The following is a 24,327-nucleotide window of genomic DNA, read 5'->3' on the forward strand; positions in this document are numbered from 1 at the left end:
ATTCTCTCATCGGTTATTCAATGACCGTTACCCGCCCCTGTTCCACCTGAAAAATCCGGCTTGGGGGCGTGCTTAATGAATCTGATATTGCTGCCGGGTCAATCGCAGTGACAAACACTTGCGCCCCGGTTTCGCTCAACTGCCGCAGCAATAACTTCCTGTGTTTCGCATCCAACTCCGACGGCAGATCGTCGACCAGATAGATACTATTCTTATCTATTTGTTGTTTAAGCAGCTTTCCTTGTGCTATTCGCAGTGCACACACCAATAACTTCAGCTGACCACGGGACAAAGCATCCTGAGCGGGTAGATTACCCACTCTGAGTCTCAAGTCGGCTTTATGGGGGCCACTGACGGTGTGCCCCATGGATAGATCCCGGGAATAAGACGCCTGTAACAGGGTCGAAAACTCAGTTTTACTATCCCAACCACGGGTAAAGGAAACCTTGATATCAACCTGTGGTAAAAACTCCCCGATTATACCCTTAAGTAGCTCATTTAACGAGTCTACATATGCCTTTCGTATCTCGGTGACCAACTCGGTATAACGGATAAAATCCCGGTCCCAGTATGCGATTTGCTGGTAGGCAGCGCCATCCTTAAGTAATTGATTACGTTGCTTGAGGATCCGCCTTACATTGACCCAGGCCTGATAAAACTGAGGATCGCAATGAAACGCGCCCCAATCGATAAACTGACGCCTGGCCTTGGGGCCTTCAAACAACAGCGAAAAGCTCTCTGGGGTTATTACCTGAATAGGCAGGGTGTCGGCCAGCACAGACAGGCGCTTTATCTTCTCGCCATCGATTCTGACCTCGGTTTCGCCGCTGCGAAACCGCCGTAGCCCTAGCTTACTGTCACCGGAGGGCAGGCTCAAATTGGCAAACAGGGTCAACTGATCCTGTTGGTTATTGATCACCCTCTGAGACAGATGACTGCGAAACGAGCGCCCCATCCCAAGAAAGTAAATCGCCTCCAGGACACTGGTTTTGCCACTGCCATTTTGGCCGTAAATAAGATTCAGCCCAGTGCCGGGGAGCAGTTGGGCTGAATCGATATTACGAAAAGCTTGGATATTGAGACGAGTTAGACTCATTTATGGCCCAAAGTCGCCCCTAGAGGCGCATCGGCATCACCACGTACATGGAGTCTTCCTCGACGTGGTTTTCAATCAAGGCACTGGAGTTACCGTCACTGAGGGTGATCCTCACTTCATCGGCCTTGAGACCATTGAGCACATCCAGCAGATAAGAGACGTTGAAGCCGATTTCGAGCGGCTGACCGGCGTAATCCACATCGATGATCTCTTCGGCTTCTTCCTGCTCCGGGTTATTGGCGGTGATCTTGAGCAGCGCATTTTCCAGCTGCACCCTGACACCACGGAATTTCTCATTGGACAGGATAGATGCCCGCAATAGTGCTTGCTTAAGCTGATTGCGACTGGCCAGCACTATCTTGTCGCCGCCTTTGGGCAATACCCGGCGATAATCCGGGAAGCGGCCATCCACCAGCTTACTGGTGAACACAGCGCTGGCTGTAGTAGCACGAATGGCGTTATCACCAATGGCAATATGGATATCCTGATCTTCACTGTCCAGCAGACGAGCCAGCTCCATCACCCCTTTACGAGGCACGATCACCTGATTTTCCGGCAAAGAGGCTGCTATTTCTCTGTGACTCAGAGCCAAGCGGTGGCCGTCTGTTGCAATGGCGCGCAGCACATTACCCTCGGTTTCCAGCAGCAAACCGTTGAGATAGTAACGCACATCCTGGTTGGCCATGGAAAACTGAGTGGCATCTATCAGTGACTTGAGTGTGCCCTGCTTGAGGCTAAATTCGATGGCGGGCTGGAAACTCTCGACATTGGGGTATTCTTCCGCCGGTAGCGTCGCCAACGAGAAACGGCTGCGACCGCTGCGAAGCAGCCACTTGTTTTCCTGCTGTTCGATTTTGATTTCGCTCTGCTCAGGCAGTGACTTGACGATATCAAGCAGTTTCTTGGCCGGCACTGTGGTGCGACCTTCCTGCACTTCGCCACTGACCTCGGCACTGCCGACCAATTCCACCTCAAGATCTGTACCCGTCATCTTGAGTGAGTGATTACTTACTTCCACCAGGAGGTTTGCCAAAATGGGCAAGTTATGGCGTCTTTCCACCGCGCCACTGACCAACTGGAGCGGCTTTAATAGGGCATCCCTATCGATCGAAAATTTCATGGTCCTGTTCCCTGATTAAGAAGATAAGGTTCTAATCAAGTTGGCATAATCTTCTTTAATGTCGTGACTCTCTTCCCGCAGCTGCGCAATCTTGCGGCAGGCATGCAGCACAGTTGTATGGTCACGACCACCAAAAGCATCACCTATCTCAGGTAAGCTCTGATTGGTTAATTCTTTAGATAACGCCATGGCCATCTGCCTCGGTCTCGCCACACTGCGGGAACGGCGCTTGGACAGCATATCGGCCATCTTGATCTTGTAGTATTCAGCCACTGTTTTCTGAATGTTGTCTATAGTGACTAATTTTTCCTGCAGAGCCAAGAGGTCACGCAAGGCTTCGCGCACAAAATCAATGGTTATTGGCCGACCGGTAAAGTTGGCATTGGCGATAACCCGGTTCAATGCCCCTTCCAGTTCACGCACGTTGGAGCGTAAGCGCTTGGCGATGAAGAAGGCCACTTCATCCGGCAAGTTGATCCCACTCTCCTGCGCCTTGCGCATCAAAATGGCGACCCGGGTTTCCAGCTCAGGCGGCTCGATGGCCACGGTAAGACCCCAGCCAAAGCGCGACTTGAGCCGATCTTCCACACCGTCGATCTCTTTCGGATAACGATCCGATGTCAAAATGATCTGGTGATTGCCTTCAAGCAAGGCATTAAAGGTGTGGAAAAACTCTTCCTGGGATCTGTCTTTATTGGCAAAAAACTGAATGTCATCAATAAACAGGGCATCAACACTGCGATAGTAACGCTTGAAGTCTTCGATGGCATTGTTTTGCAACGCCTTGACCATGTCCTGCACAAAACGCTCTGAGTGCATATAGACCACTTTGGCATTGGGATTATTCTTGATAATGCCGTTGCCTACGGCGTGCAGCAGGTGAGTCTTACCCAGACCGGTACCGCCATACAAAAACAGAGGGTTATAGGCACCACCCGGGTTTTCTGCCACCTGCAATGCGGCCGCCTTACCCAGTTGGTTGGACTTACCTTCAACAAAGTTGTCGAATTGGTAAGTGGGGTTAATATTGCTGCGATAGCTGTGGTTTACGGCCGGTTCAGCGGCAGTATTAAAGGTCGCACCTTTACCGGCCGCACTCTTGGGAGCACTGACAGAGGCCTTGGTCGCAGTTGGGGTCTGAACCTGGGGCTTGGCCGACGGACGACTACCTATATCAAACCTGAGTTTTGGCGCATCATTGCCCAAATGCTCAGTAAAAAACTGATTGATAATGTTGAGATATTTATCCCGAACCCAATCAAGCACGAACCGGTTTGGTGCATAGAGCACCAGGGTATCCCCATCCATTTCGGCCTGTAACGGTCTGATCCACATACTGAATTGTTGAGCAGAAAGCTCATCTTGCAGTCGTCCGATACATTGTTGCCAAAGTGAAACCGCCACTTACTTATCCCCAAAAGATCGCCTCGAAAGGAGGGTATTCTATAGTGAGATCTGAATAATCGCTATCCTTTAAGTGTAATTATCCCCAGCCGGATCCCAATCATCAGATCCACCGGATCCGGATCGATCCACCAAGATCCACTATTTGGTGAAGCGGTTAAAATCCCGCTTTATAAAGCGATCCACCCTGATCTATAATCAGCGACCGCCGATCTGCCAAGAGATCAATGGATCCACAAGATGTAGTGTCCGTACACAGAGTTATCCACATCCTGTGGTGAACTCTGCTCTACAGATCGCGAAAATGCCGAGATAAATTACCTTGAGAAGGGCTGCGCGTGTTGACTGCTCTGACTAAAGTGATTACAATTCGGCCTCTTTTTTGCCCTTACCTCGTACGAGAGATAAGGTAAATTCACTAACAAAGACGGATTGCCATCATGAGTAAACGTACTTTTCAACCTAGCAACCTGAAGCGCAAGCGTTCTCACGGCTTCCGCGCTCGTATGGCTACAGCGAACGGCCGTAAGGTACTGGCTCGTCGCCGTGCCAAAGGTCGCGCTCGTCTGTCTGCTTAATTGCGAGTAGACAACTAGGTGACTCGTTACACCTTTACGCGGGAGTTACGCTTGCTAACTCCCGCGCAATTCAAAACTGTATTTACCAACCCCATTAAAGCCTCCTCAGCTGAAATAACCCTGCTTGCTGTACCCAATGAGATGCAACATCCGCGTCTTGGACTTACTGTGGCCAAACGCCATGTAAAGAGAGCCAATCAACGCAATCGCATCAAGCGGGTGATCCGAGATAGCTTCCGCCTTAATCAACATGATTTACCTCCACTGGACATAGTGGTGCTGGTTCGCGGCGGTGTGCTGGATATGGATAATGAACAGCTCAGAAAGCTGGTAGAAAAGTTATGGCGCAAACTCAGTCGCCGTTTCAATGGCTGATAATCAAGGCTATCAGAGCCTATCAACTCCTTATCAGCCCACTGCTGGGGCCTCGCTGTCGCTTTAATCCAACCTGCTCTCACTACGCCATAGAAGCTGTGCGAGTGCACGGAACGATTAAAGGGAGTTGGTTTGCAATCAAACGCATATTAAAATGTCACCCTTTACATCCGGGCGGCAGTGATCCCGTCCCCCCTAAAAATGACAGGTGTAATAAATAGGCTATGGAATCTCAACGCAATTTACTGCTTATCGGCCTGCTGTTTGTCAGCTTCTTGCTGTGGCAACAGTGGCAAACCGATAAAGCACCCAAACCCGCTGTAACTGAAAATACAGTTGCCACTTCCGTTCAAGAGACAACTCACAGCGCTGACGTTCCGGTTGCCAAATCAGGCATGCCAGGAGAAACGGCCGTGGCGTCCAAAGATCTTATCAGGGTCACCACAGATCAACTGGATGTGCTGATCAACCCTGTCGGTGGTGACATAGTGCATGCTGCTCTGGTTTCTCACAAACTGGAACTGAACAAAGATGAGCCGTTTGTCCTGTTGGAACAGAAACCCGGTTTTGTTTACATAGCCCAGAGTGGCCTGATGGGCACCGGCGGTACTGACAGTGTCAATAGCCGTGCTACCTATTCTGCCAGTGCCAAGGAATTCACCCTTGCCGATGGCCAGGATACACTGTCAGTTCCTTTGAGTTACACCGCAGCAAACGGCGCCAAGTACACCAAGATCTACACCTTCCACAAAGGCCAGTTTGCCGTGGGAGTTGAATACAAAATTGACAACACCACTTCTGAGCCGCTGCAGGTTCAGATGTACGGTCAGATTAAACAGACCATCAAACCTTCAGACAGCAGCATGATGATGCCAACTTATCGTGGTGCCGCCTTCTCAACTGCCGATATCCGCTACGAGAAGTACAAGTTTGACGATATCCAGGAAAAGGATCTGGAGAAGGAAACCAAAGGTGGCTGGGCCGCCATGCTGCAACACTACTTTGTGTCAGCCTGGGTTCCACCAAAGAATGAAACCAACACCATATTCACCAGAGAGAGCTCAGGAACCGCCAACATTGGCTACCTGGGTGAGACAAAGACAGTAGCCCCGGGCACTGAAATGACCCTGAGCGCCGACTTCTACGTAGGTCCAAAGGATCAAGCCGCCCTGTCCGAGCTGTCTGACACCCTTAACCTGGTTGTGGATTATGGCTTCCTCTGGTGGCTGGCAGTGCCTATCTACAAGCTGCTGATGTTCTTCCAGTCAATAGTGGGTAACTGGGGCTTGGCCATCATACTGATCACCCTGACGGTGCGCGGTATTCTGTTCCCGCTGACCAAGGCGCAATACACCTCCATGGCCAAGATGCGTAACCTGCAACCAAAACTGCAGGAGCTGAAGGACAAATTCGGTGATGATCGCCAGAAGATGGGCCAGGCTATGATGGAGTTGTACAAGAAGGAAAAAGTGAACCCCATGGGTGGCTGTCTGCCTATCTTGCTGCAAATGCCTATCTTTATTGCCCTTTACTGGGTACTGATGGAAGGTGTGGAACTGCGTCATGCGCCGTTCATGCTGTGGATTGACGATCTGTCGGTACAGGATCCTTACTACATTCTGCCGCTGCTGATGGGTGTTTCCATGTTCCTGATGCAAAAAATGCAGCCAATGGCACCAACCATGGATCCTATGCAGCAGAAGATGATGCAATGGATGCCGGTAATCTTTACCGTATTCTTCCTCTGGTTCCCATCCGGTCTGGTACTCTACTGGTTGGTGGGTAACATAGTTGCCATTATCCAGCAGAAGATTATCTATGCCGGCCTGGAGAAAAAAGGCTTAAAATAAGCCGATTTTGGGTCAAATGATCAAGGGCGGCCTAAGGGTCGCCTTTTGCTTTTATAAATATGTTTTCAAGGGTTAATGCAGTGACAACAGATACTATCGTGGCACAGGCCACCGCTCCAGGCCGCGGTGGTGTAGGCATAGTCAGAGTCTCGGGGCCCAAGGCCCAAGCCGTTGCACAGGCATTACTGGGCCACCAGCCCAAGCCAAGATATGCCGATTACTGTGATTTCAAGGGAAGTCAGGGAGAAGTGTTGGATCAGGGGATCGCCCTGTTTTTCAAAGGCCCGAATTCTTTTACCGGTGAAGACGTACTGGAACTTCAGGGCCATGGTGGTCAAATCGTCATGGACATGCTGATTAAGCGTGTCCTGGAAGTCGAGGGGATCCGCTTGGCACGCCCTGGTGAGTTCAGCGAACAGGCCTTTATGAATGACAAGCTGGATCTGACCCAGGCAGAAGCGATTGCCGATCTTATCGATGCCACCAGTGAACAGGCCGCCAAGAGCGCACTGCAATCACTCCAAGGCGAGTTTTCCCGCGAAGTGCATGAGTTGGTGGAACAGGTTACCAATCTGCGTCTCTATGTCGAGGCCGCCATCGACTTTCCCGATGAAGAGGTAGACTTCCTCTCCGACGGTAAGATTGCCAATGCCCTTTATCGCATCATAGATAAACTGGACTTGGTACAGGCCAGTGCCAAACAGGGCGCCATCATCCGCGAAGGGATGAAAGTAGTGATAGCCGGCCGCCCCAACGCCGGTAAGTCCAGTCTGCTCAACGCCCTGGCGGGAAAAGAGTCGGCGATTGTCACCGAAATAGCCGGCACCACAAGGGATGTATTGCGGGAGCATATCCACTTGGATGGCATGCCACTGCATGTCATAGACACAGCCGGCCTGCGTGACACCACTGACACAGTGGAACAGATAGGGATAGAAAGAGCCTGGGCCGAAATCGCCACCGCCGACAGAGTGCTGTTTATGGTCGATGGCACAGAAACCCAAGCCATTGATCCCCATGAAATCTGGCCGGACTTTATTGATCGTCTGCCGGAAAACCTCGGCGTCACTGTGGTGCGTAATAAGGCGGATCTGACCGGTGAGTCACTGAGCCCCTGCGAAGAGAAAGGCTATGACGTCTTTAGGATCTCAGCCAAAACCGGGCTCGGGGTCGATGCGCTGAAACAGCACCTCAAGAACCTGATGGGCTATCAGAGTAACCTGGAAGGCGGTTTTATCGCCCGTCGCCGTCACCTGGAAGCCCTGGAAGTCGCCGGTGAACATCTGCAGCAGGGCAAAGTACAGCTGGAAGTCTATCAGGCAGGTGAGCTGTTAGCCGAAGAACTGCGCATGACTCAACAGGCTCTGGCCGAGATCACAGGCCAATTTACCTCAGACGATTTACTGGGAAGAATTTTTTCCAGTTTCTGTATCGGGAAGTAAAGTGGGCAAATAACGGAAAACAACAGCAAACGATAGCAGATAACCCACTGATTTTATTAGTTCGTCATTTTCCGTTTGTTGCCAAATCTAGTCCCCAGTTGGGCCCATGACATGCTACTCGCACTGATTGGGGCCCAAGTGGAGTCTATCACAACGCCCCCAAACACCTACCCAGCGCCAACACAATAAAGAACATATGCTTCTCGCCGAAACCATTAAGAGTAAACGACTGGTTGAGTGGCAATCTCAGAAGCATAGATTTGAGAATCGAACCAAGCGTTCAGCTAGCTTCATTGATTACTTTCACCTAAATCGCCAAACTGAAAATTTCACCGAACACAGTGAAAATACATCTCCTACATATTTACCAAAAAATAACCTTAAATAATTGATTAATCTGATGTCATCATACTAATGAATTAATCCTTCAGGGTGTTATGCCTAAGTAATATTTATTCTCAGGGGCAATTGAGTCATCGAAGGATTGATCTAATAATAACCGCTAAATGACTATCAATTGCTTCAAGGGGTTGAAGCTATATACCACGAAAATTTCACGGTCACGGTACGACTTGGTATAGCTCTAATTGCCATTGCAGCCAAGTCAACAAACCGTGAGGCAGAGCGCTGCCAAGGCTGGTGGCTTGAATGCTTACAACGAGACGGCTTCAAAGGCCAGTGCTCGTAAGTAACCAGCACAAGTAAAGATAAAGGCCATAGTTATAAATGGCCTATTCCTGTTTCTGGATAAATAACTTAGTTCTTCAGGGAGGTAGAATGTCATTTCACTTGATGCCATCGATTTCAAATTCAACTTGCGCCAGCGTTACACTCTGTATGTTCCTTATAGGAACTCCCTCCATTTTGATGGCAAACGAGAGTGGCGAACCAGCGCAATTGCTGATGGACAGGTTCCCCAAGCCCCATGAGATTGAACTGGCGCGCCAAGGTGTGGCCGAAACCAATATTGATAAGGCTTGGGAACGAGCTTGCCCCTACCGTGAATTAAGTGGCACTGCTGAGGCTGAGGACGAGTATTTCTTTCGCTGCCAACGTTGGGACGACTGTGTGTCTGCGGGTGGTTCGGCCAGCATCTACAGCGAGGCGTTCTTCCAGAATCATCAACGACAACCTAAAGATCAGGTACCTTGGGAGTCTTACAGGGATGGCAGCATATTTCTTCTCGAGCCATCCGATTTCGAAAGAGTCACAGGTTACTTGAGACAGTATGCCCTGAAATCTGCAGAGGAAAATTGGCGCTTGTTTGAGGAACGGGATGCAGCCGCGGCAAGTGACTTGGTGGAGAAGAAATTCTGGCAATGGTGCTCTGCCGAACCTTTGACTTTGTGGAAGGCAGAATATCAGTAGCAGACGTACCTACATCCAAACAACAAATTTAATTTGAATAGAGACATCTGGCCTGTCAGGTGGTGAGTCTCAGCGGATCAAGATGATCCGCCATCTTGGCAGTAGTCTCAGCGATATTGCATATATCTTTGATGAACCCAGCGTCGGGCTGCATGCCCGCGATGTCCGTCAACTCGCCAATTTACTCACTCGCCTGCGGAATAAGGGAAATAGAGTCCTCATAGTTGAACATGACCCAGATGTAATTGCCATTGCCGATCATGTTATCGATATGGGCCCTGGGGCCGGAGAAGCGGGTGGTCAGGTAGTTTATCAAGGCCCTTTTATAGGGCTCAAACAAGCAGATACCATGACAGGCCAAGGCTTGCGCCGAAAAAGTTCTCCAAGAGTATCACAGCGTAAAAACTCAGGTTGGCTCAAGCTTGAGCATCAGTCTATGTTCAATGTTCATGATCTGTCGGTCGATATTCCCCTCGGGGTCGTAACTGTGGTTGCCGGTGTCGCAGGCTCGGGGAAATCGACGTTAGCCAGTAGGATATTGCCCCGCCTTTATGCAGACGTGGTGGTGATTGATCAAGACGAACTTCGCGCATCCTCCCGTTCAACCCCTGCCAGCTATCTCGGTATCCTGGATGATATCCGTCGCCATTTCGCCAGGCAGAGTGGCAAAGCTGTCGGCCTATTCAGGAACAATGCAGCCGGGGCTTGCCCTGCATGTAAAGGACGAGGTGTTGTACGCACAGATCTTGCGTTTCTTGAAACTATTGAGTCTATGTGTGAAACCTGCCAAGGTTCGGGATACAGTGGGGAAGCCAGCACCATTTGAGTCGCTGGAAAATCTATCGTTCAGATAATGAACATGCGCCCGCAAGAGGTTCTGCAGGTATTCAAGCACCAGACGAAAATAGTAAATGCACTGACACGCCTGATTCAGGTAGGACTCGGCTACATACAGATAGGTCAGCGGCTGTCCACTTTATCCGGAGGTGAAAGGCAGAGACTCAAACTGGCAACAGAACTGGAACGAAGCGGAGGCATTTATGTCTTTGATGAACCCACCTCCGGTCTGCATATGGCCGATGTCGATCGCCTGCTCGAGCTGTTTACCTTACTAGCAGATCAAGGAAAAACTGTGATAATCGTCGAGCATAATCTTGAGATGATAGCCAATGCCGACCACGTAATAGAAATGGGCCCGGGAGCCGGAAAACATGGCGGAAAGATAATCTATCAGGGCCCTCCGTTAGGAATGCTGACTTCCGCTACTTCGGTCACAGGCCCTTTTTTGGAGGAACAGATGTCAGGGAAACATGAGTTAATTAGGGAAGGTGCGAATAAGTCCTCGCGGTACTCTGGCTTACACAGCAATTGGCGTTCAAGGCATCTGACTGAAGGCATGCCGGGGCCTGTCGAAGTCGGATAACGCAGAGAGCAGGTTGCTGTGTAAGCCCCGAAGGGCGTGGCTTACAGGCCTGCCTGCTGTGTTGTGCTTCTTACAAAGGACTAAGGCCATTTGCTGCGAACCACGCCTTGCATCCATGCCCGTAAGCTGACGCAGAGAACACATGGGACTTGTTCGCACCTTCCTTATGGCCTAGCGCTCGGCAATCACAAAGCTGGCGACCATAGGATTGTGATCCGACACATCTGTTTCCGGCACATACAGCTCTTTGGGTTTCAATCCTCGATAAAAGAGATGATCCAAAGGATACCCCAGAACTCTTACCCTGTTATCCTCGCCAAAATGAGCCTCATTCAATCCCAAAGAGGAAGCAAAGGCGGCCAGCAGCATACTGCGTTCCTCACTCCAGGTATTGAAATCACCCGCCAGAATAATAGGCCCCACTACTCTTTCCTCAGCCAGGGCTTCAGTCAAAGACTTAAGTTGCTGCCGATATTCTTCGATACCGACACTGAAGTTAATTCCATGGACATTGACCACAGTCAATAATGAGCCATCAGACAAAGGATATTCGGCAACCAAGGCCGTCTTGGGCAACCGCAACCAGGGCTCAAGAGTACGGTAGCCACAACTGCTCAAGGGAGCGCTGCGTGACAGATTCATCACTCCGGCCGGGGTATCCAATACACTGAAAGCGTTGGCGAAACGCCAAAACCACTGCGCAGCATTCAAATAAAGGTACATGCCGGGATCCAGACTGGCTTCCTGCAGCAACACCAACTGCCTGCCTGTTGTAAAATCATCGAGACGAGAACGCCACAGGCCGTTTTGCTGCTTCTGAATATTCCAGATCAACACGCCAAACTCACCATTCTTATCCAGCGCCTTTGCCGTTGGCGTTTGGATACAGGCCGCGCCGGTATTGGAATCAACCCTGTCAGATTGCAGTTGAACATTTGCCGGTACGGTAAACAACCAATGCCATCCCCCAAGTATCACCAGCAAAGAAAGCAACGGGAAGATCAGCAACCACTTCAGTTTCATATCAGCCTCAAGCGCAGAAAGAGCCTACAACAGGATCAATGCAATAGTGCTCAAACTCAGGTTACCCAAGGCTGTCTGTCACCGCAAATTGGATTAATATGGGCCGATTAAATCAAGGCGCCAAGCGCTACATACAGAGAGGATTATCATGGCGAAAGTCGAAGTATTAGTTGGAACCACCTTGGGAGGAGCCGAATATGTCGCCGAAGAACTCATCAATAAGCTTGAACAAAACGGCCACCAGACAAGCCTGTACTTAACCCCACAGTTGGGGCAACTGGATCCCAAAGCCCTTTGGTTGATCGTTTCCTCCACCCATGGGGCCGGCGATCTTCCGGACAATTTGCAGCCCTTCTATCAGGAATTACTCCAGTCAAACCAAAACCTGCAGGACTGTCGGTATGCTTTATGTGCGATCGGCGACTCGAGTTACGACACTTTCTGCCAAGGCCCGGAAAAGCTGCTACAGCAACTGAGCGCCAAGGGAGCCAAGCCCTATGTGGATAAGATCCAGATCGATGTTCAGTACGATCCCGTACCGGAAGATCCAGCATTGGCATGGCTCGACGACTGGCTGCCCGAGTTATAAAATGCTTTTCAACCTGAATAAAGCATCAAGTACTCACAATTTAGATCTAACTTACCCACAGATTAAGTCTAAAAAATATAACTCTGTGGATAATACTTTATTTTGATCTGATCAATCTTTGTATGAATCAGATCCTCGATACGGCCCAGATCCGCCTTGTGGATAAGATCGCGATCTATCCCCAGCTTTAATGGAGATAGATCGCCAACAGATCACAGGATCATTTTTACTTAAACTGTTGTTTTAAATAAACAATAAACCTTACCCACAGCGAAGTGCGATCCTAATAGTAAACACAATAAGAAGATCTATATAAAGATCTTAAGATCTATAAGCCTGATCCCCTGCGATCCAAGAGCACAAAATAGAGCATTCACCTGCATCATTACAGATGCTAAAATGATCGGCTGATATTCCTTTTTCATCCCTTACCCAGCCAAAGGTAAATCTATGCGTTTTCATGAACGGTTTGATGTAATTGTTGTAGGTGGTGGTCATGCCGGAACTGAAGCCGCATTGGCTGCTGCCAGAATGGGTGTCAATACCCTACTCCTGACCCACAATATTGACACTTTGGGTCAGATGTCCTGTAACCCGGCTATAGGGGGTATAGGTAAAGGGCACTTGGTTAAAGAGATAGATGCCTTGGGTGGCGCCATGGCAACAGCAACTGACTATGCCGGGATCCAATTCAGAACCCTGAATTCAAGTAAGGGTCCAGCGGTAAGAGCTACCAGAGCCCAAGCGGATCGCGCCTTGTATCGGCAAAAGATCCAACAGATATTACAAAACCAACCTAACTTAAGGATCTTTCAACAGGCTGTTGACGATCTGGTTGTTGAAAACAACAGAGTCATAGGGGTTGTCACCCAAATGGGGCTGGCTTTTGAAGCACCTGCAGTGGTGTTGACTGCCGGCACTTTCCTCGGTGGCAAGATCCACATAGGTCTTGAAAACTACAGTGGTGGTCGTGCCGGTGATCCTCCGGCGATCGCCCTGGCCCACAGACTCAGGGAGTTGCCTATTCGGGTTGGCCGCCTTAAGACAGGTACGCCACCGCGTATCGATGCCCGCAGCGTCGACTTCCAACAGATGACTGAACAGCAGGGGGATAACCCTCTTCCCGTGATGTCTTTTATCGGAGATGTGAGTCAGCATCCACAGCAAATTTCTTGCTATATCACTCATACCAATGAGAAAACCCATGAAATCATTCGTGGTGGCTTGGATCGAAGCCCCATGTATTCAGGGGTTATCGAAGGTATAGGTCCGAGATACTGTCCATCGATTGAAGACAAGATCCATCGCTTTGCCGACAAGAGTTCTCACCAGATCTTTATTGAACCCGAGGGGCTCAATACCAATGAGTTATACCCCAATGGTATCTCCACCAGTTTGCCATTCGATGTACAAATTGCCTTGGTCCGTTCGATCAAGGGGATGGAAAATGCCGAGATCATGCGTCCTGGCTATGCCATCGAATATGATTACTTTGATCCTCGATATCTGAAAAATTCGCTGGAAACCAAAACTATAGATGGGCTGTTCTTTGCCGGTCAGATCAACGGCACCACAGGTTATGAAGAGGCCGGGGCTCAAGGTTTGCTGGCCGGCATGAATGCAGCTTTGCAGGTACAAGGCAAAGACGCCTGGGCACCTAGACGTGATCAGGCTTATCTTGGCGTGTTGGTGGACGACCTCTCGACTCTGGGCACCAAAGAGCCCTATCGCATGTTCACCAGCCGCGCCGAATACCGCTTGTTGCTGCGCGAAGATAATGCCGATCTGCGCCTGACCGAGAAAGGTCGTGAGTTGGGCTTGGTTGACGATCAACGCTGGGCCAAGTTTTCTGCCAAGGTTGAGGCGATTGAATCTGAGCTGCAACGCCTGCGCAGTCAATGGATCCATGTGAATTCACCTCTGGTTGAAGCGCTGAATCCGCATCTCAATACGCCAATATCTCGCGAAGCCTCGTTTGAAGAGCTGTTGCGTCGTCCTGAGTTGGATTATGACAAGCTTATGGGGATCGAAGGCTTTGGACCGGGTCTTGGGGATCGTCAAGCCGCTGAACAGGTGCAGATCCAGGTTAAATATGCCGGTTATATTCAGCGCCAGCAGGAAGAGATCGCCAAAGCGCAGCGCAACGAAAATACCGGTCTGCCGCTGGAGCTCGATTACAACGAAGTGCCGGGCTTGTCCAATGAAGTGATCGCCAAACTCAATGCCCATAAACCGGAAACCATAGGCCAGGCTTCCAGGATCTCGGGGGTAACTCCGGCAGCCATCTCCATTTTGCTGGTGCATCTGAAAAAACGGGGATTACTGCGCCGCTCGGCCTGATACCGTGAACTATTCCAGAGCCGGGGAAGCAGTGGATGCTTCCCTTGGCCGTTTTGGGGCCGCATAATAGCCCCGCAGTATTTTTCTGGGGAGAATACCCGTGCTTGCAGCGCAGTTAAAAACATATCTGGCAGAGACTGGCCTCAATGTATCGGATGAACAGCAGCAACAACTGCTCGGTTTTGTTGCCATGCTCAACAAATGGAACAAGGCCTATAACCTGACTTCGGTGCGCGATCCTGAGCAGATGCTTATCCGGCATATCATGGATAGCCTGGTCGTCTCCCCTCATCTCAAGGGGCAGCGTTTTATTGATGTGGGTACTGGCCCTGGGTTACCCGGTATTCCGCTGGCGATTTTGAATCCGGATAAAGAATTTGTGCTGCTCGATAGCCTGGGCAAGCGGGTCCGTTTTCAAAAGCAGGTTCAGATTGAACTCAAATTAAAAAATATACAGTCGGTTGAGAGCCGGGTGGAAGCCTTTCAGGATCCACAAGGGTTTGATGGGGTGCTCAGCCGCGCATTTGCCTCAGTGGCAGACATGTTAAGCTGGTGTCAGCATTTGCCGGCGCAAAATGGGGTATTCTATGCCCTTAAAGGGCAGTTGAACCCTGATGAGTTGACCGGGATCCCTGAGGGATACAGCATCAGGGAATCCATCGAACTCAAGGTTCCTAAATTGGATGAACAGAGACATCTGCTGATCATAGCTCCCCAGGTTTGAATGCCTTGCAATTGGCTGGCGTATCAAGCAACTTGATGCAAACGGAACCGGGCATCAATAACAAAATTGACAGACAAGGTGACAGTGTGGCGAGAATTATTGCCGTAGCCAACCAGAAAGGTGGCGTTGGAAAAACAACAACTTGTGTTAATTTGGCAGCCTCTTTGGCGGCAACCAAGCGGCGGGTGCTATTGATCGATCTGGATCCCCAGGGCAATGCCACCATGGGGAGTGGTGTCGACAAGTACGAAGTTGAAAACACCGCCTACGAGTTGCTGGTGGAAGAAAAGAGTTTTGACGAAGTCGTTGTGCGTAACACAGCCGGGAAATACGATCTCGTTGCCGCCAACGGTGATGTGACTGCCGCCGAAATCAAATTGATGGAGTTCTTTGCCAGAGAGATTCGCCTGCGCAATGCCTTGGCAAAAGTACAGGATGAGTACGACTTCATCTTTATCGACTGCCCTCCTTCGCTGAATATGTTGACAGTAAACGCCATGTCGGCGGCCGACTCAGTACTGGTTCCCATGCAGTGTGAGTACTATGCCCTGGAAGGCTTGACCGCCCTGATGGATACTATTTCCAAGCTGGCGGCCATGGTCAATCCCAAACTCGGGATCGAGGGGATACTGAGAACCATGTACGATCCCCGAAACCGTCTGGCCAACGATGTTTCCGATCAGCTGAAACAGCATTTCGGTGACAAGGTTTACCGCACTGTTATCCCAAGAAATATTCGCTTGGCCGAGGCGCCGAGTTTTGGCGCACCGGCGATGTACTATGACAAGAGCAGCGCCGGCGCCAAGGCTTATTTGGCTTTAGCCGGCGAAATTATTCGCCGCTCCGAACAGAACCAGCAAGCGAAACAGGCATAAAGGAATGAGCATGACACCGAAAAAACGGGGTCTGGGCAAGGGCCTGGACGCACTTTTGAGTACCAGCCATGCGGCGAGCAAGAAGCGCGATGATGCCGAGCAATCCAAGGTTGATGCCGGCGAAACCCTGCTTACCCTGGATGTGGATCTGCTGCAGCCCGGCAAGTATCAACCCCGTAAAGACATGTCGCCCGAGGCTCTGGAAGAGCTGGCCGAATCCATCAAGGCTCAGGGAGTCATTCAGCCCATAGTGGTGCGTAAGATCAGCGATGACAAATACGAAATCATCGCCGGTGAACGTCGCTGGCGCGCGGCGCAAATTGCCAAGCTGGACAAGGTGCCCTGCATAGTCAAACAGGTTGCCGATGAGGCTGCCGTGGCTATTGCCCTGATTGAAAATATTCAGCGGGAAGACCTCAATGCCATGGAAGAGGCCATTGCGCTTAACCGCTTGATCGAAGAATTTGATCTCACTCACCAACAAATAGCTGATGCTGTGGGAAAATCCCGGGCTACCGTTTCGAACCTGCTGCGGCTCAATGGTCTGAATGAACCGGTAAAGCGGTTGTTGGAGTATGGTGATATCGAAATGGGTCATGCCCGAGCCTTGCTGGCCTTGCAAGGTGAAGAGCAAACTTCTGTTGCCCGATTGGTGGTGGCGAAGGAATTGACCGTTCGTGAAACCGAACGATTGGTAAATAAGGTCTTAAATCCTGCCAAAGAGGCCGAAAAGCCTGTAAAAGATACCGATGTTGCCCGTCTGGAGAGTCAGTTAATTGAGAGGTTAGGCGCAAAAGTTTCCATTTCCCACGGTAGTAAGGGAAAGGGAAAAATTGTAATTAACTATCAAAATCTGGCTGAATTAGACGGTATTCTTGCCAAAATCCATTAAAAAAACGTGGTTAACGCTTTTTAGTGTAAATTTGTGACGTTTGTTAATATTGCATTTATACGAATTTGGGTCTGTATCACGTTAAAAGGTGAGGTTTTTACTTATCTCAAAGTTGCAAAGAAGACTTGAAAAGGTATACTTTCGCAAGCTTTTTGTACCTCGACTCCATACGGATATTTGTAGTCCGGTCATCGAAACAAAAAGTAGTAATGCGGAGAAGAATGATTGAGTAAGGTTTTAGCGCGTCGTGGCCGTTGGTCAGCCTATAAGTTGGTGATGATGCAGGCGGCGATAGCTGGGGGTGCTTCAATTATCTTTTTCGCCGTGTGGGGAGCCCAGTTTGGCTATTCTGCTCTGGCAGGAACTGCCATAGCTGTGCTCCCTAATTTTGTATTCGCGACCCTGGCTTTTTCCCATATGGGAGCAAGCGCTGCCGGTAAAGTTCTCAAAGGCTTTTACTGGGGGGAAGCGGTAAAGTTGCTGTTAACAATAGCATTGTTTTCGCTGGTATTTATCAATTTAAAGGTCGCATTTATGCCCCTTTTTGTTTGCTATGTACTGGCGTTGGTAGTGCATTGGGCAGCTCCTTTGTACTTCAAGCAAAGTTAAGTGGGATGAATCATGGCTGCATCTGGTGAAGCATTAACACCGCAGGGCTATATCCAGCATCACCTTACCAACCTTACCGTTGGTGAAGGTTTCTGGACATGGCACGTTGATTCATTGCTCTTTTCGGTTGGTCTTGGCGTGCTGTTTCTGTGGTTGTTCCGCAGCGTTGGCAAAAAGGCAACTTCTGGCGTTCCCGGTAAGCTTCAATGCTTTATCGAAATGATCGTCGAGTTTGTCGACAACAGCGTTAAAGATACATTCCATGGTCGCAATGCCTTGATAGCACCTCTTGCTCTGACTATTTTCATGTGGGTATTCATGATGAACCTCATGGATATGGTGCCCGTTGACTGGGTACCACATGCGGCCTCTTTGGCTGGTGTGCCTTATCTGAAAATAGTACCGACTACTGACCTTAACATCACTTTCAGCCTCGCGTTGGGCGTGTTTGTGCTGATTATTTACTACAGCATCAAGGTCAAAGGTGTGTCAGGTTTTGCGAAAGAACTGACGCTACAGCCCTTCAACCATTGGGCAATGATACCCGTCAACTTCCTGCTCGAAATAGTTACCTTGATAGCTAAGCCCATTTCATTGGGGCTACGTCTTTTTGGTAACTTGTATGCAGGTGAGTTGATCTTCATCCTTATTGCGCTGATGTATGGTGCCAACTTGGCGATTGCCGCTCTGGGTGTGACTCTGCAACTGGGCTGGCTGATCTTCCATATTCTGGTTATCACGCTGCAAGCGTTTATTTTCATGATGCTGACTATCGTTTACCTAAGCATGGCTCATGAAGATCATTAAGGACTGCTGAAGAAATTTTTTAACTAAATCATCAACTAACATAGATTTAGATACTGGAGATACAGATGGAAACGATTCTGGGCTTTACTGCAATTGCTGTTGCTCTGCTCATTGGTTTGGGTGCACTGGGTACCGCTATCGGTTTCGGCCTTTTGGGTGGTAAGTTCCTGGAAGGCGCTGCGCGTCAACCAGAAATGGCTCCTATGCTGCAAGTTAAGATGTTCATCGTAGCGGGTCTGCTCGACGCCGTAACCATGATCGGTGTAGGTATTGCACTTTACATGCTGTTTACTAACCCACTGGGTGCAATGCTGTAATAAACGCTTCTGTCTTAACTCTAAATAGGAGGCTGTTGTGAATATCAACGCTACCCTAATCGGTCAGACGGTCGCCTTTATTATCTTCGTGTGGTTCTGCATGAAGTTTGTATGGCCCCCTTTGATGAATGCCATCGAAGCGCGCCAGAAAAGGATTGCTGATGGTCTTGCTGACGCTGACCGTGCAGCAAAAGACCTGGAGTTGGCTCAAGCGAAAGCGACTGACCAACTGAAAGACGCCAAGGCTACAGCCAACGAAATCATTGAGTCTGCCAACAAGCGCAAGGCTCAGATTATTGACGAAGCCAAAGCTGAAGCAGACGCTGAGCGTGCGAAAATCATTGCTCAGGGTAAAGCAGAAATTGAAGCTGAACGTAATCGCGTGAAAGAGGAACTGCGTAAGCAGGTTGCTACTCTTGCCATCACTGGTGCAGAGAAGATCCTCGAGCGTTCGATTGATGAAGCCGCCCAAAGCGACATAGTTAATAAACTAGTTGCTGAAATTTGATAAGGGAGTTGAGTTATGGCTGAGTTAACCACCATTGCTCGCCCTTACGCTAAGGCAGCTTTTGACTTTGCTGTTGAACATCAAGCAGTAGAAAACTGGGCAGAAATGCTCGATTTCGCGGCAATGGTGAGTGAAAACGAATCCATGAAGCCACTGCTGGCTGGATCTATGTCCAGCAATAAGCTAGCTGCACTCTTTATCAATATCTGTGGCGAGCAAATTGATGAGCACGGTCAAAATCTGATCAAGGTAATGGCTGAAAACGGTCGCTTGGAGGTACTGCCTGCTGTATCTCAGCTCTATGCTGAGTTTCGCCACGAATGGGCTAAGGAAATCGAAGCCAGCGTGGTGTCTGCTACTGAGCTTAGCTCTGAGCAGCAACAGCAGATCAGTGTTTCTTTAGAGAAACGTCTCGCACGCAAAGTTAAGCTGAATTGCAGCGTCAACGCCGAGCTTATCGCCGGTGTAATTATCAAGGCAGGGGATCTGGTTATAGACGGATCCATCCGCGGTAAATTGAACCGCCTGTCTGATAAGCTGCAGTCGTAATTGGGAGTTTGAGCATGCAACTGAATTCCACTGAAATCAGCGATCTGATTAAGCAGCGGATCGAGCAGTTCGAAGTCGTCAGTGAAGCCCGCAACGAAGGTACTATCGTTTCGGTCAGTGACGGCATCATCCGCATTCACGGCCTGGCCGATGTAATGCAGGGTGAGATGATCGAACTGCCTGGCAACCGTTATGCAATCGCGTTGAACCTTGAACGTGATTCTGTAGGTGCCGTAGTTATGGGTCCTTATGCCGATCTGGCTGAGGGCGTAAAAGTTAAAACCACTGGCCGTATTCTGGAAGTTCCAGTGGGTCGTGGTCTGCTGGGACGTGTTGTTAACACCCTGGGTGAGCCAATCGACGGTAAAGGACCAATCGACAACGATGGTTTTGCACCTGTTGAAATGATTGCTCCTGGTGTTATTGAGCGTCAATCCGTATCTCAACCGGTGCAAACCGGTTATAAAGCGGTTGATGCCATGATCCCTATCGGTCGTGGTCAGCGTGAGCTGATCATCGGTGACCGTCAAACCGGTAAAACTGCGATGGCTATCGACGCCATCATCAACCAGAAAGATTCCGGCATCAAGTGTGTGTACGTTGCAGTAGGCCAGAAGGCTTCTACTATTGCCAACGTAGTACGCAAGCTGGAAGAGCACGGTGCTCTGGCCAACACTATTGTTGTGGTTGCTACTGCTTCTGAAGCAGCTGCCCTGCAGTACCTGGCACCATACTCTGGTTGTACCATGGGTGAATATTTCCGTGACCGCGGTGAAGATGCTCTGATCGTTTACGATGACCTGTCCAAGCAGGCTGTTGCTTACCGTCAGATCTCACTGCTGCTGAAGCGTCCACCAGGCCGTGAAGCTTACCCAGGTGACGTATTCTATCTGCACTCTCGTCTGCTGGAACGTGCTTCCCGCGTGAACGAAGAGTACGTTGAGAAGTTCACCAATGGTGAAGTAAAAGGCAAGACGGGTTCTTTGACCGCTCTGCCAATTATTGAAACCCAGGCAGGTGACGTATCTGCGTTCGTACCGACCAACGTAATTTCTATTACCGACGGTCAGATCTTCCTTGAAACTGACCTGTTCAACTCTGGCCTGCGTCCAGCGGTTAACCCAGGTATCTCTGTTTCTCGTGTAGGTGGTGCGGCTCAGACCAAGATCATCAAGAAACTGTCCGGCGGTATCCGTACTGCTCTGGCACAGTATCGAGAGCTTGCTGCGTTCTCACAGTTTGCGTCTGACCTTGACGATGCAACTCGTGCCCAGCTGGAGCACGGTGAGCGTGTAACCGAACTGATGAAGCAAAAGCAATACGCTCCTATGAGCGTAGCTGACCAAGCTGTATCTATTTTTGCAGCTGAAAAAGGCTACCTGAAAGGTATTGAGCTGAAGAAGATCGGTGACTTCGAAGCCGCTCTGCTCTCTTTCATGAACGGCGAGCATGCTGAGCTGATGAAGCTGATCAACGATAGCGGCGATTACAATGCCGAAATCGAAGCTGAGCTGAAGGCTGGTCTCGACAAGTTCGTGGCAACCCAAACCTGGTAAATACATGCGAGGTGTCATAAGGCACCTCAGGTCCAGATTGGAGAGTAGAGATGGCCGGCGCTAAAGAGATTAAAACCAAGATCGCGAGTGTGAAAAACACTCAGAAGATCACGTCCGCCATGGAAATGGTGGCAGCCAGCAAAATGCGCAAGGCGCAGGACCGCATGGCTGCAAGCCGTCCATATGCGGAGAGCATGCGTAAGGTGATCGGTCACGTCGCTCAAGGTTCTCTGGAGTACAAACACCCCTACCTGGAGGTGAGAGAACCCAAGCGGGTTGGTTACATAGTAGTGGCAACCGACCGTGGCCTTTGTGGTGGTCTGAACGTCAACCTGTTCAAAAAGGTTGTCGCAGACGTGAAAAGCTGGAAAGAGCAAGGTGTAGAAGTTGAATTCTGCCCTATCGGTGCTCGCAGTGTTCAGTTTTTCAAGAGCTTTGGTGGCAAGGTACAGGCCCATGCTTCAGGTTTAGGTGATGCTCCCAAGCTCGCTGACCTGATTGGTACTGTGCGGGTAATGCTCCAGGCTTACAACGAAGGCAAGCTGGATCGTCTGTATGTGGTATTCAACAAGTTTGTTAATACCATGACGCAGACTCCTGTGATCGAGCAGCTGCTACCTTTGCCTAAATCAGACGAAGATGACGTAGCGCATCGCTGGGACTACATCTATGAGCCAGATCCAAAGGTCTTGTTGGACAAGCTTTTGGTTCGTTATGTGGAGTCTCAGGTGTATCAGGGTGTCGTTGAAAACATTGCTTCCGAGCAGGCTGCCCGTATGGTGGCCATGAAGGCAGCAACAGACAACGCCGGCACGCTGATCGATGATCTGCAACTGGTATACAACAAGGCCCGTCAGGCGGCGATTACGCAAGAGCTGTCGGAAATTGTGTCAGGTGCAGCCGCGGTTTAGGCTGGGTAACGAATACAAGTTTTAGAGGATTAATCATGAGCACAGGTACTGTTGTCCAAGTGATTGGCGCGGTTGTGGACGTTGAGTTTCCACAAGATGCCGTACCTCAGGTATATGACGCTCTGAAGATCACAGGCGAAGGCGCCTGTAAAGGCTTGGTGCTGGAAGTTCAGCAACAGCTGGGTGGTGGTGTAGTTCGTACCATCGCCATGGGTTCTTCCGATGGTCTGCGTCGTGGTATCGAGGTAGAAAACTCTGGTTCACCAATTTCCGTTCCGGTTGGGGCTGCGACCCTTGGCCGTATCATGAACGTTCTGGGTGAGCCTGTGGATGAAGCGGGCGCTATCGGTGAAGATGAGCGTTATATCATCCACCGTGATGCTCCTTCTTATGAAGAGCAATCTAACACCACTGAATTGCTGGAAACCGGCATCAAGGTTATTGACCTAGTATGTCCGTTCGCCAAGGGTGGTAAAGTAGGTCTGTTCGGTGGTGCGGGTGTTGGTAAGACAGTTAACATGATGGAACTGATCAACAACATCGCGAAAGCCCACTCAGGTCTGTCCGTATTCGCCGGTGTAGGTGAGCGTACCCGTGAAGGTAACGACTTCTACTACGAGATGAAAGACTCTGGCGTACTGGACAAGGTAGCCATGGTGTACGGTCAGATGAACGAGCCACCAGGTAACCGTCTGCGTGTTGCTCTGACCGGTCTGACTATGGCCGAGAAGTTCCGTGACGAAGGTCGTGACGTACTGTTGTTCGTTGACAACATCTACCGTTATACCCTGGCTGGTACCGAAGTATCGGCACTGCTGGGTCGTATGCCTTCTGCTGTGGGTTATCAGCCAACACTGGCTGAAGAGATGGGTGTTCTGCAAGAACGTATTACTTCTACCAAAGTGGGTTCTATCACTTCGGTACAAGCGGTATACGTACCTGCGGATGACTTGACTGACCCAAGCCCAGCAACCACCTTCGCCCACTTGGATGCGACTGTGGTACTGTCTCGTCAAATCGCTTCTCTGGGTATCTACCCAGCGGTTGACCCACTGGATTCCACCTCTCGTCAGTTGGATCCACAGGTTGTTGGCCAAGAGCACTATGACGTGGCAAACGGTGTACAGACAGTTCTGCAGCGTTACAAAGAGCTGAAAGACATCATCGCTATTCTGGGTATGGACGAGTTGTCAGATGATGACAAGATGACAGTATCCCGCGCCCGTAAGATCGAGCGTTTCCTGTCTCAGCCATTCCACGTAGCTGAAGTCTTTACCGGTTCTCCAGGTAAGTACGTGCCCCTGAAAGAAACCATCCGTGGCTTCAAGGGAATTCTGGACGGTGAGTTCGATCACCTGCCAGAGCAAGCGTTCTACATGGTTGGTTCAATCGACGAAGCCGTTGAGAAAGCCAACAAGAAATAACTAGGCAATATTGCATAGTTTGGTAAGGAGAACGGGATGGCAGCCATGACAGTACAGCTTGATATCGTCAGTGCAGAGAGCAAAATCTTCTCAGGCCTTGTTGCCCATTTACAGGTAACGGGTTCTGAGGGTGAACTGGGTATTATGCCTGGTCACACTCCGCTGCTGACCAATATCAAACCTGGCATGGCGCGCATCGTCAAACAAAATGGTCAGGAAGAGGTGTTTTACCTTTCAGGTGGTTTACTGGAAGTTCAACCCAATTCCGTGTCCGTATTGGCTGATGTTGTAATGCGTGCCGATGAGATTGACGAGCAGGCTGCAGTAGAAGCCAAGCGTCGTGCTGAGGCCCACATGGCCGATGCCGGTGCTGACTTCGATTATGCTGCGGCAGCAATTGAACTGGCTAAGGCCGTGGCTCAGTTGCGGGTCGTTGAGACCATCAAGAAGAACATTGCCAGATAACAGCACTGCTGAAAAAAGGCGCCTCAGGGCGCCTTTTTTGTGTCTGTTATTCCTGCTTGCCTCAAGCAGATTTGCAAGCTTC

The 24,327-nt window shown here is 50.0% G+C and carries 27 protein-coding genes; 23 read left to right on the plus strand and 4 right to left on the minus strand.

All coding sequences use genetic code 11. The features are described 5' to 3' along the window. Positions 1–13: 13 nt before the first annotated feature. From recF to dnaA, 3 genes are read right to left on the minus strand one after another with little or no spacing between them, the layout of a single operon-like run. Positions 14–1,096 carry a DNA replication/repair protein RecF gene (gene recF, locus N512_RS0115660; RefSeq protein WP_028780940.1) on the minus strand — a complete coding sequence of 361 codons (1,083 nt, stop codon included), beginning with the start codon at positions 1,094–1,096 and terminating at the stop codon, positions 14–16. Between the two features lie 19 nt (positions 1,097–1,115). Beyond that, positions 1,116–2,216, minus strand: a complete 1,101-nt coding sequence (dnaN, locus tag N512_RS0115665; protein ID WP_028780941.1) for a DNA polymerase III subunit beta — start codon at positions 2,214–2,216, stop codon at positions 1,116–1,118. A 15-nt stretch (positions 2,217–2,231) separates the two neighbouring features. Continuing rightward, a complete protein-coding gene (gene dnaA, locus N512_RS0115670; RefSeq protein ID WP_028780942.1) occupies positions 2,232–3,620 on the minus strand; it encodes a chromosomal replication initiator protein DnaA in 1,389 nt (462 codons plus the stop codon). Positions 3,621–4,060: 440 nt separating this feature from the next. On the opposite strand from dnaA, the gene rpmH reads away from it, so the two are divergent. From rpmH to N512_RS23830, 9 genes are all read left to right on the plus strand, one after another. Next, entirely contained in the window at positions 4,061–4,198 is a 138-nt protein-coding gene (gene rpmH, locus N512_RS24145) for a 50S ribosomal protein L34 (protein ID WP_011758135.1), read from the plus strand. An 18-nt stretch (positions 4,199–4,216) separates the two neighbouring features. Next, positions 4,217–4,573 (plus strand): ribonuclease P protein component, encoded by a 357-nt coding sequence (gene rnpA / locus N512_RS0115675; protein WP_025889662.1) that lies wholly within the window; start codon positions 4,217–4,219, stop codon positions 4,571–4,573. Further along, a complete protein-coding gene (gene yidD, locus N512_RS24150) occupies positions 4,540–4,794 on the plus strand; it encodes a membrane protein insertion efficiency factor YidD (RefSeq protein ID WP_081737191.1) in 255 nt (84 codons plus the stop codon). The genes rnpA and yidD overlap by 34 nt, the downstream gene beginning before the upstream one ends. 3 nt (positions 4,795–4,797) lie before the next feature. Further along, positions 4,798–6,423 carry a membrane protein insertase YidC gene (gene yidC / locus N512_RS0115680; protein WP_028780943.1) on the plus strand — a complete coding sequence of 542 codons (1,626 nt, stop codon included), beginning with the start codon at positions 4,798–4,800 and terminating at the stop codon, positions 6,421–6,423. A gap of 59 nt (positions 6,424–6,482) precedes the next feature. After that, a complete protein-coding gene (mnmE, locus tag N512_RS0115685; RefSeq protein ID WP_231473603.1) occupies positions 6,483–7,865 on the plus strand; it encodes a tRNA uridine-5-carboxymethylaminomethyl(34) synthesis GTPase MnmE in 1,383 nt (460 codons plus the stop codon). Positions 7,866–8,191: 326 nt separating this feature from the next. Continuing rightward, entirely contained in the window at positions 8,192–8,257 is a 66-nt protein-coding gene (locus N512_RS24845; RefSeq protein WP_371873404.1) for a hypothetical protein, read from the plus strand. Between the two features lie 475 nt (positions 8,258–8,732). After that, positions 8,733–9,233 carry a hypothetical protein gene (locus N512_RS0115690; protein ID WP_197021463.1) on the plus strand — a complete coding sequence of 167 codons (501 nt, stop codon included), beginning with the start codon at positions 8,733–8,735 and terminating at the stop codon, positions 9,231–9,233. 82 nt (positions 9,234–9,315) lie between these two features. Then, the gene (locus tag N512_RS23825) at positions 9,316–10,059 is read left to right on the plus strand and encodes a zeta toxin family protein (protein ID WP_028780946.1); all 744 of its coding nucleotides are present in this window, start codon (positions 9,316–9,318) and stop codon (positions 10,057–10,059) included. 33 nt (positions 10,060–10,092) lie between these two features. After that, positions 10,093–10,656 carry an ATP-binding cassette domain-containing protein gene (locus N512_RS23830; protein ID WP_197021464.1) on the plus strand — a complete coding sequence of 188 codons (564 nt, stop codon included), beginning with the start codon at positions 10,093–10,095 and terminating at the stop codon, positions 10,654–10,656. A 171-nt stretch (positions 10,657–10,827) separates the two neighbouring features. On the opposite strand, the gene N512_RS0115705 is transcribed toward N512_RS23830, so the two are convergent. Beyond that, entirely contained in the window at positions 10,828–11,679 is an 852-nt protein-coding gene (locus N512_RS0115705; RefSeq protein ID WP_037475269.1) for an endonuclease/exonuclease/phosphatase family protein, read from the minus strand. A gap of 148 nt (positions 11,680–11,827) precedes the next feature. Between N512_RS0115705 and mioC the strand changes: the two genes are divergently transcribed. The 14 genes from mioC (at position 11,828) to N512_RS0115775 (ending at position 24,245) form a co-directional block, all read left to right on the plus strand. Beyond that, entirely contained in the window at positions 11,828–12,268 is a 441-nt protein-coding gene (gene mioC, locus N512_RS0115710; RefSeq protein WP_028780948.1) for an FMN-binding protein MioC, read from the plus strand. Positions 12,269–12,718: 450 nt separating this feature from the next. Next, positions 12,719–14,608 carry a tRNA uridine-5-carboxymethylaminomethyl(34) synthesis enzyme MnmG gene (mnmG, locus tag N512_RS0115715; RefSeq protein WP_028780949.1) on the plus strand — a complete coding sequence of 630 codons (1,890 nt, stop codon included), beginning with the start codon at positions 12,719–12,721 and terminating at the stop codon, positions 14,606–14,608. A 100-nt stretch (positions 14,609–14,708) separates the two neighbouring features. Beyond that, positions 14,709–15,332, plus strand: coding sequence for a 16S rRNA (guanine(527)-N(7))-methyltransferase RsmG (gene rsmG / locus N512_RS0115720; RefSeq protein ID WP_028780950.1), 624 nt, complete (start codon positions 14,709–14,711; stop codon positions 15,330–15,332). Between the two features lie 86 nt (positions 15,333–15,418). After that, positions 15,419–16,207: a ParA family protein gene (locus tag N512_RS0115725; protein WP_025889676.1), complete on the plus strand. Its 789-nt coding sequence runs from the start codon at positions 15,419–15,421 to the stop codon at positions 16,205–16,207. A 10-nt stretch (positions 16,208–16,217) separates the two neighbouring features. Continuing rightward, the gene (locus N512_RS0115730) at positions 16,218–17,099 is read left to right on the plus strand and encodes a ParB/RepB/Spo0J family partition protein (protein ID WP_025889677.1); all 882 of its coding nucleotides are present in this window, start codon (positions 16,218–16,220) and stop codon (positions 17,097–17,099) included. Positions 17,100–17,324: 225 nt separating this feature from the next. Then, positions 17,325–17,708, plus strand: a complete 384-nt coding sequence (locus tag N512_RS0115735; RefSeq protein WP_028780951.1) for an ATP synthase subunit I — start codon at positions 17,325–17,327, stop codon at positions 17,706–17,708. Between the two features lie 12 nt (positions 17,709–17,720). Further along, entirely contained in the window at positions 17,721–18,515 is a 795-nt protein-coding gene (gene atpB, locus N512_RS0115740) for a F0F1 ATP synthase subunit A (RefSeq protein WP_025011728.1), read from the plus strand. A 65-nt stretch (positions 18,516–18,580) separates the two neighbouring features. Next, positions 18,581–18,832 (plus strand): F0F1 ATP synthase subunit C, encoded by a 252-nt coding sequence (gene atpE / locus N512_RS0115745; protein ID WP_025011729.1) that lies wholly within the window; start codon positions 18,581–18,583, stop codon positions 18,830–18,832. A gap of 37 nt (positions 18,833–18,869) precedes the next feature. Then, complete coding sequence (atpF, locus tag N512_RS0115750; RefSeq protein WP_028780952.1) at positions 18,870–19,340, plus strand: F0F1 ATP synthase subunit B; 471 nt, start codon at positions 18,870–18,872, stop codon at positions 19,338–19,340. Positions 19,341–19,355: 15 nt separating this feature from the next. Continuing rightward, positions 19,356–19,889 (plus strand): F0F1 ATP synthase subunit delta, encoded by a 534-nt coding sequence (gene atpH, locus N512_RS0115755; protein ID WP_025011730.1) that lies wholly within the window; start codon positions 19,356–19,358, stop codon positions 19,887–19,889. 14 nt (positions 19,890–19,903) lie between these two features. Continuing rightward, on the plus strand, positions 19,904–21,445 hold the full coding sequence (gene atpA / locus N512_RS0115760) for a F0F1 ATP synthase subunit alpha (protein WP_025011731.1): 1,542 nt from the start codon (positions 19,904–19,906) through the stop codon (positions 21,443–21,445). 50 nt (positions 21,446–21,495) lie between these two features. Next, on the plus strand, positions 21,496–22,356 hold the full coding sequence (gene atpG, locus N512_RS0115765) for a F0F1 ATP synthase subunit gamma (protein ID WP_025889684.1): 861 nt from the start codon (positions 21,496–21,498) through the stop codon (positions 22,354–22,356). Positions 22,357–22,391: 35 nt separating this feature from the next. Then, complete coding sequence (gene atpD / locus N512_RS0115770) at positions 22,392–23,780, plus strand: F0F1 ATP synthase subunit beta (protein WP_025889685.1); 1,389 nt, start codon at positions 22,392–22,394, stop codon at positions 23,778–23,780. 36 nt (positions 23,781–23,816) lie between these two features. Further along, positions 23,817–24,245 (plus strand): F0F1 ATP synthase subunit epsilon, encoded by a 429-nt coding sequence (locus N512_RS0115775; RefSeq protein WP_025011732.1) that lies wholly within the window; start codon positions 23,817–23,819, stop codon positions 24,243–24,245. Positions 24,246–24,327: the final 82 nt, after the last annotated feature.

Origin of the sequence: Shewanella sp. 38A_GOM-205m, assembly GCF_000518445.1 — a bacterium.
In the GTDB taxonomy this organism is placed as follows: Bacteria; Pseudomonadota; Gammaproteobacteria; order Enterobacterales; family Shewanellaceae; genus Shewanella; species Shewanella algae.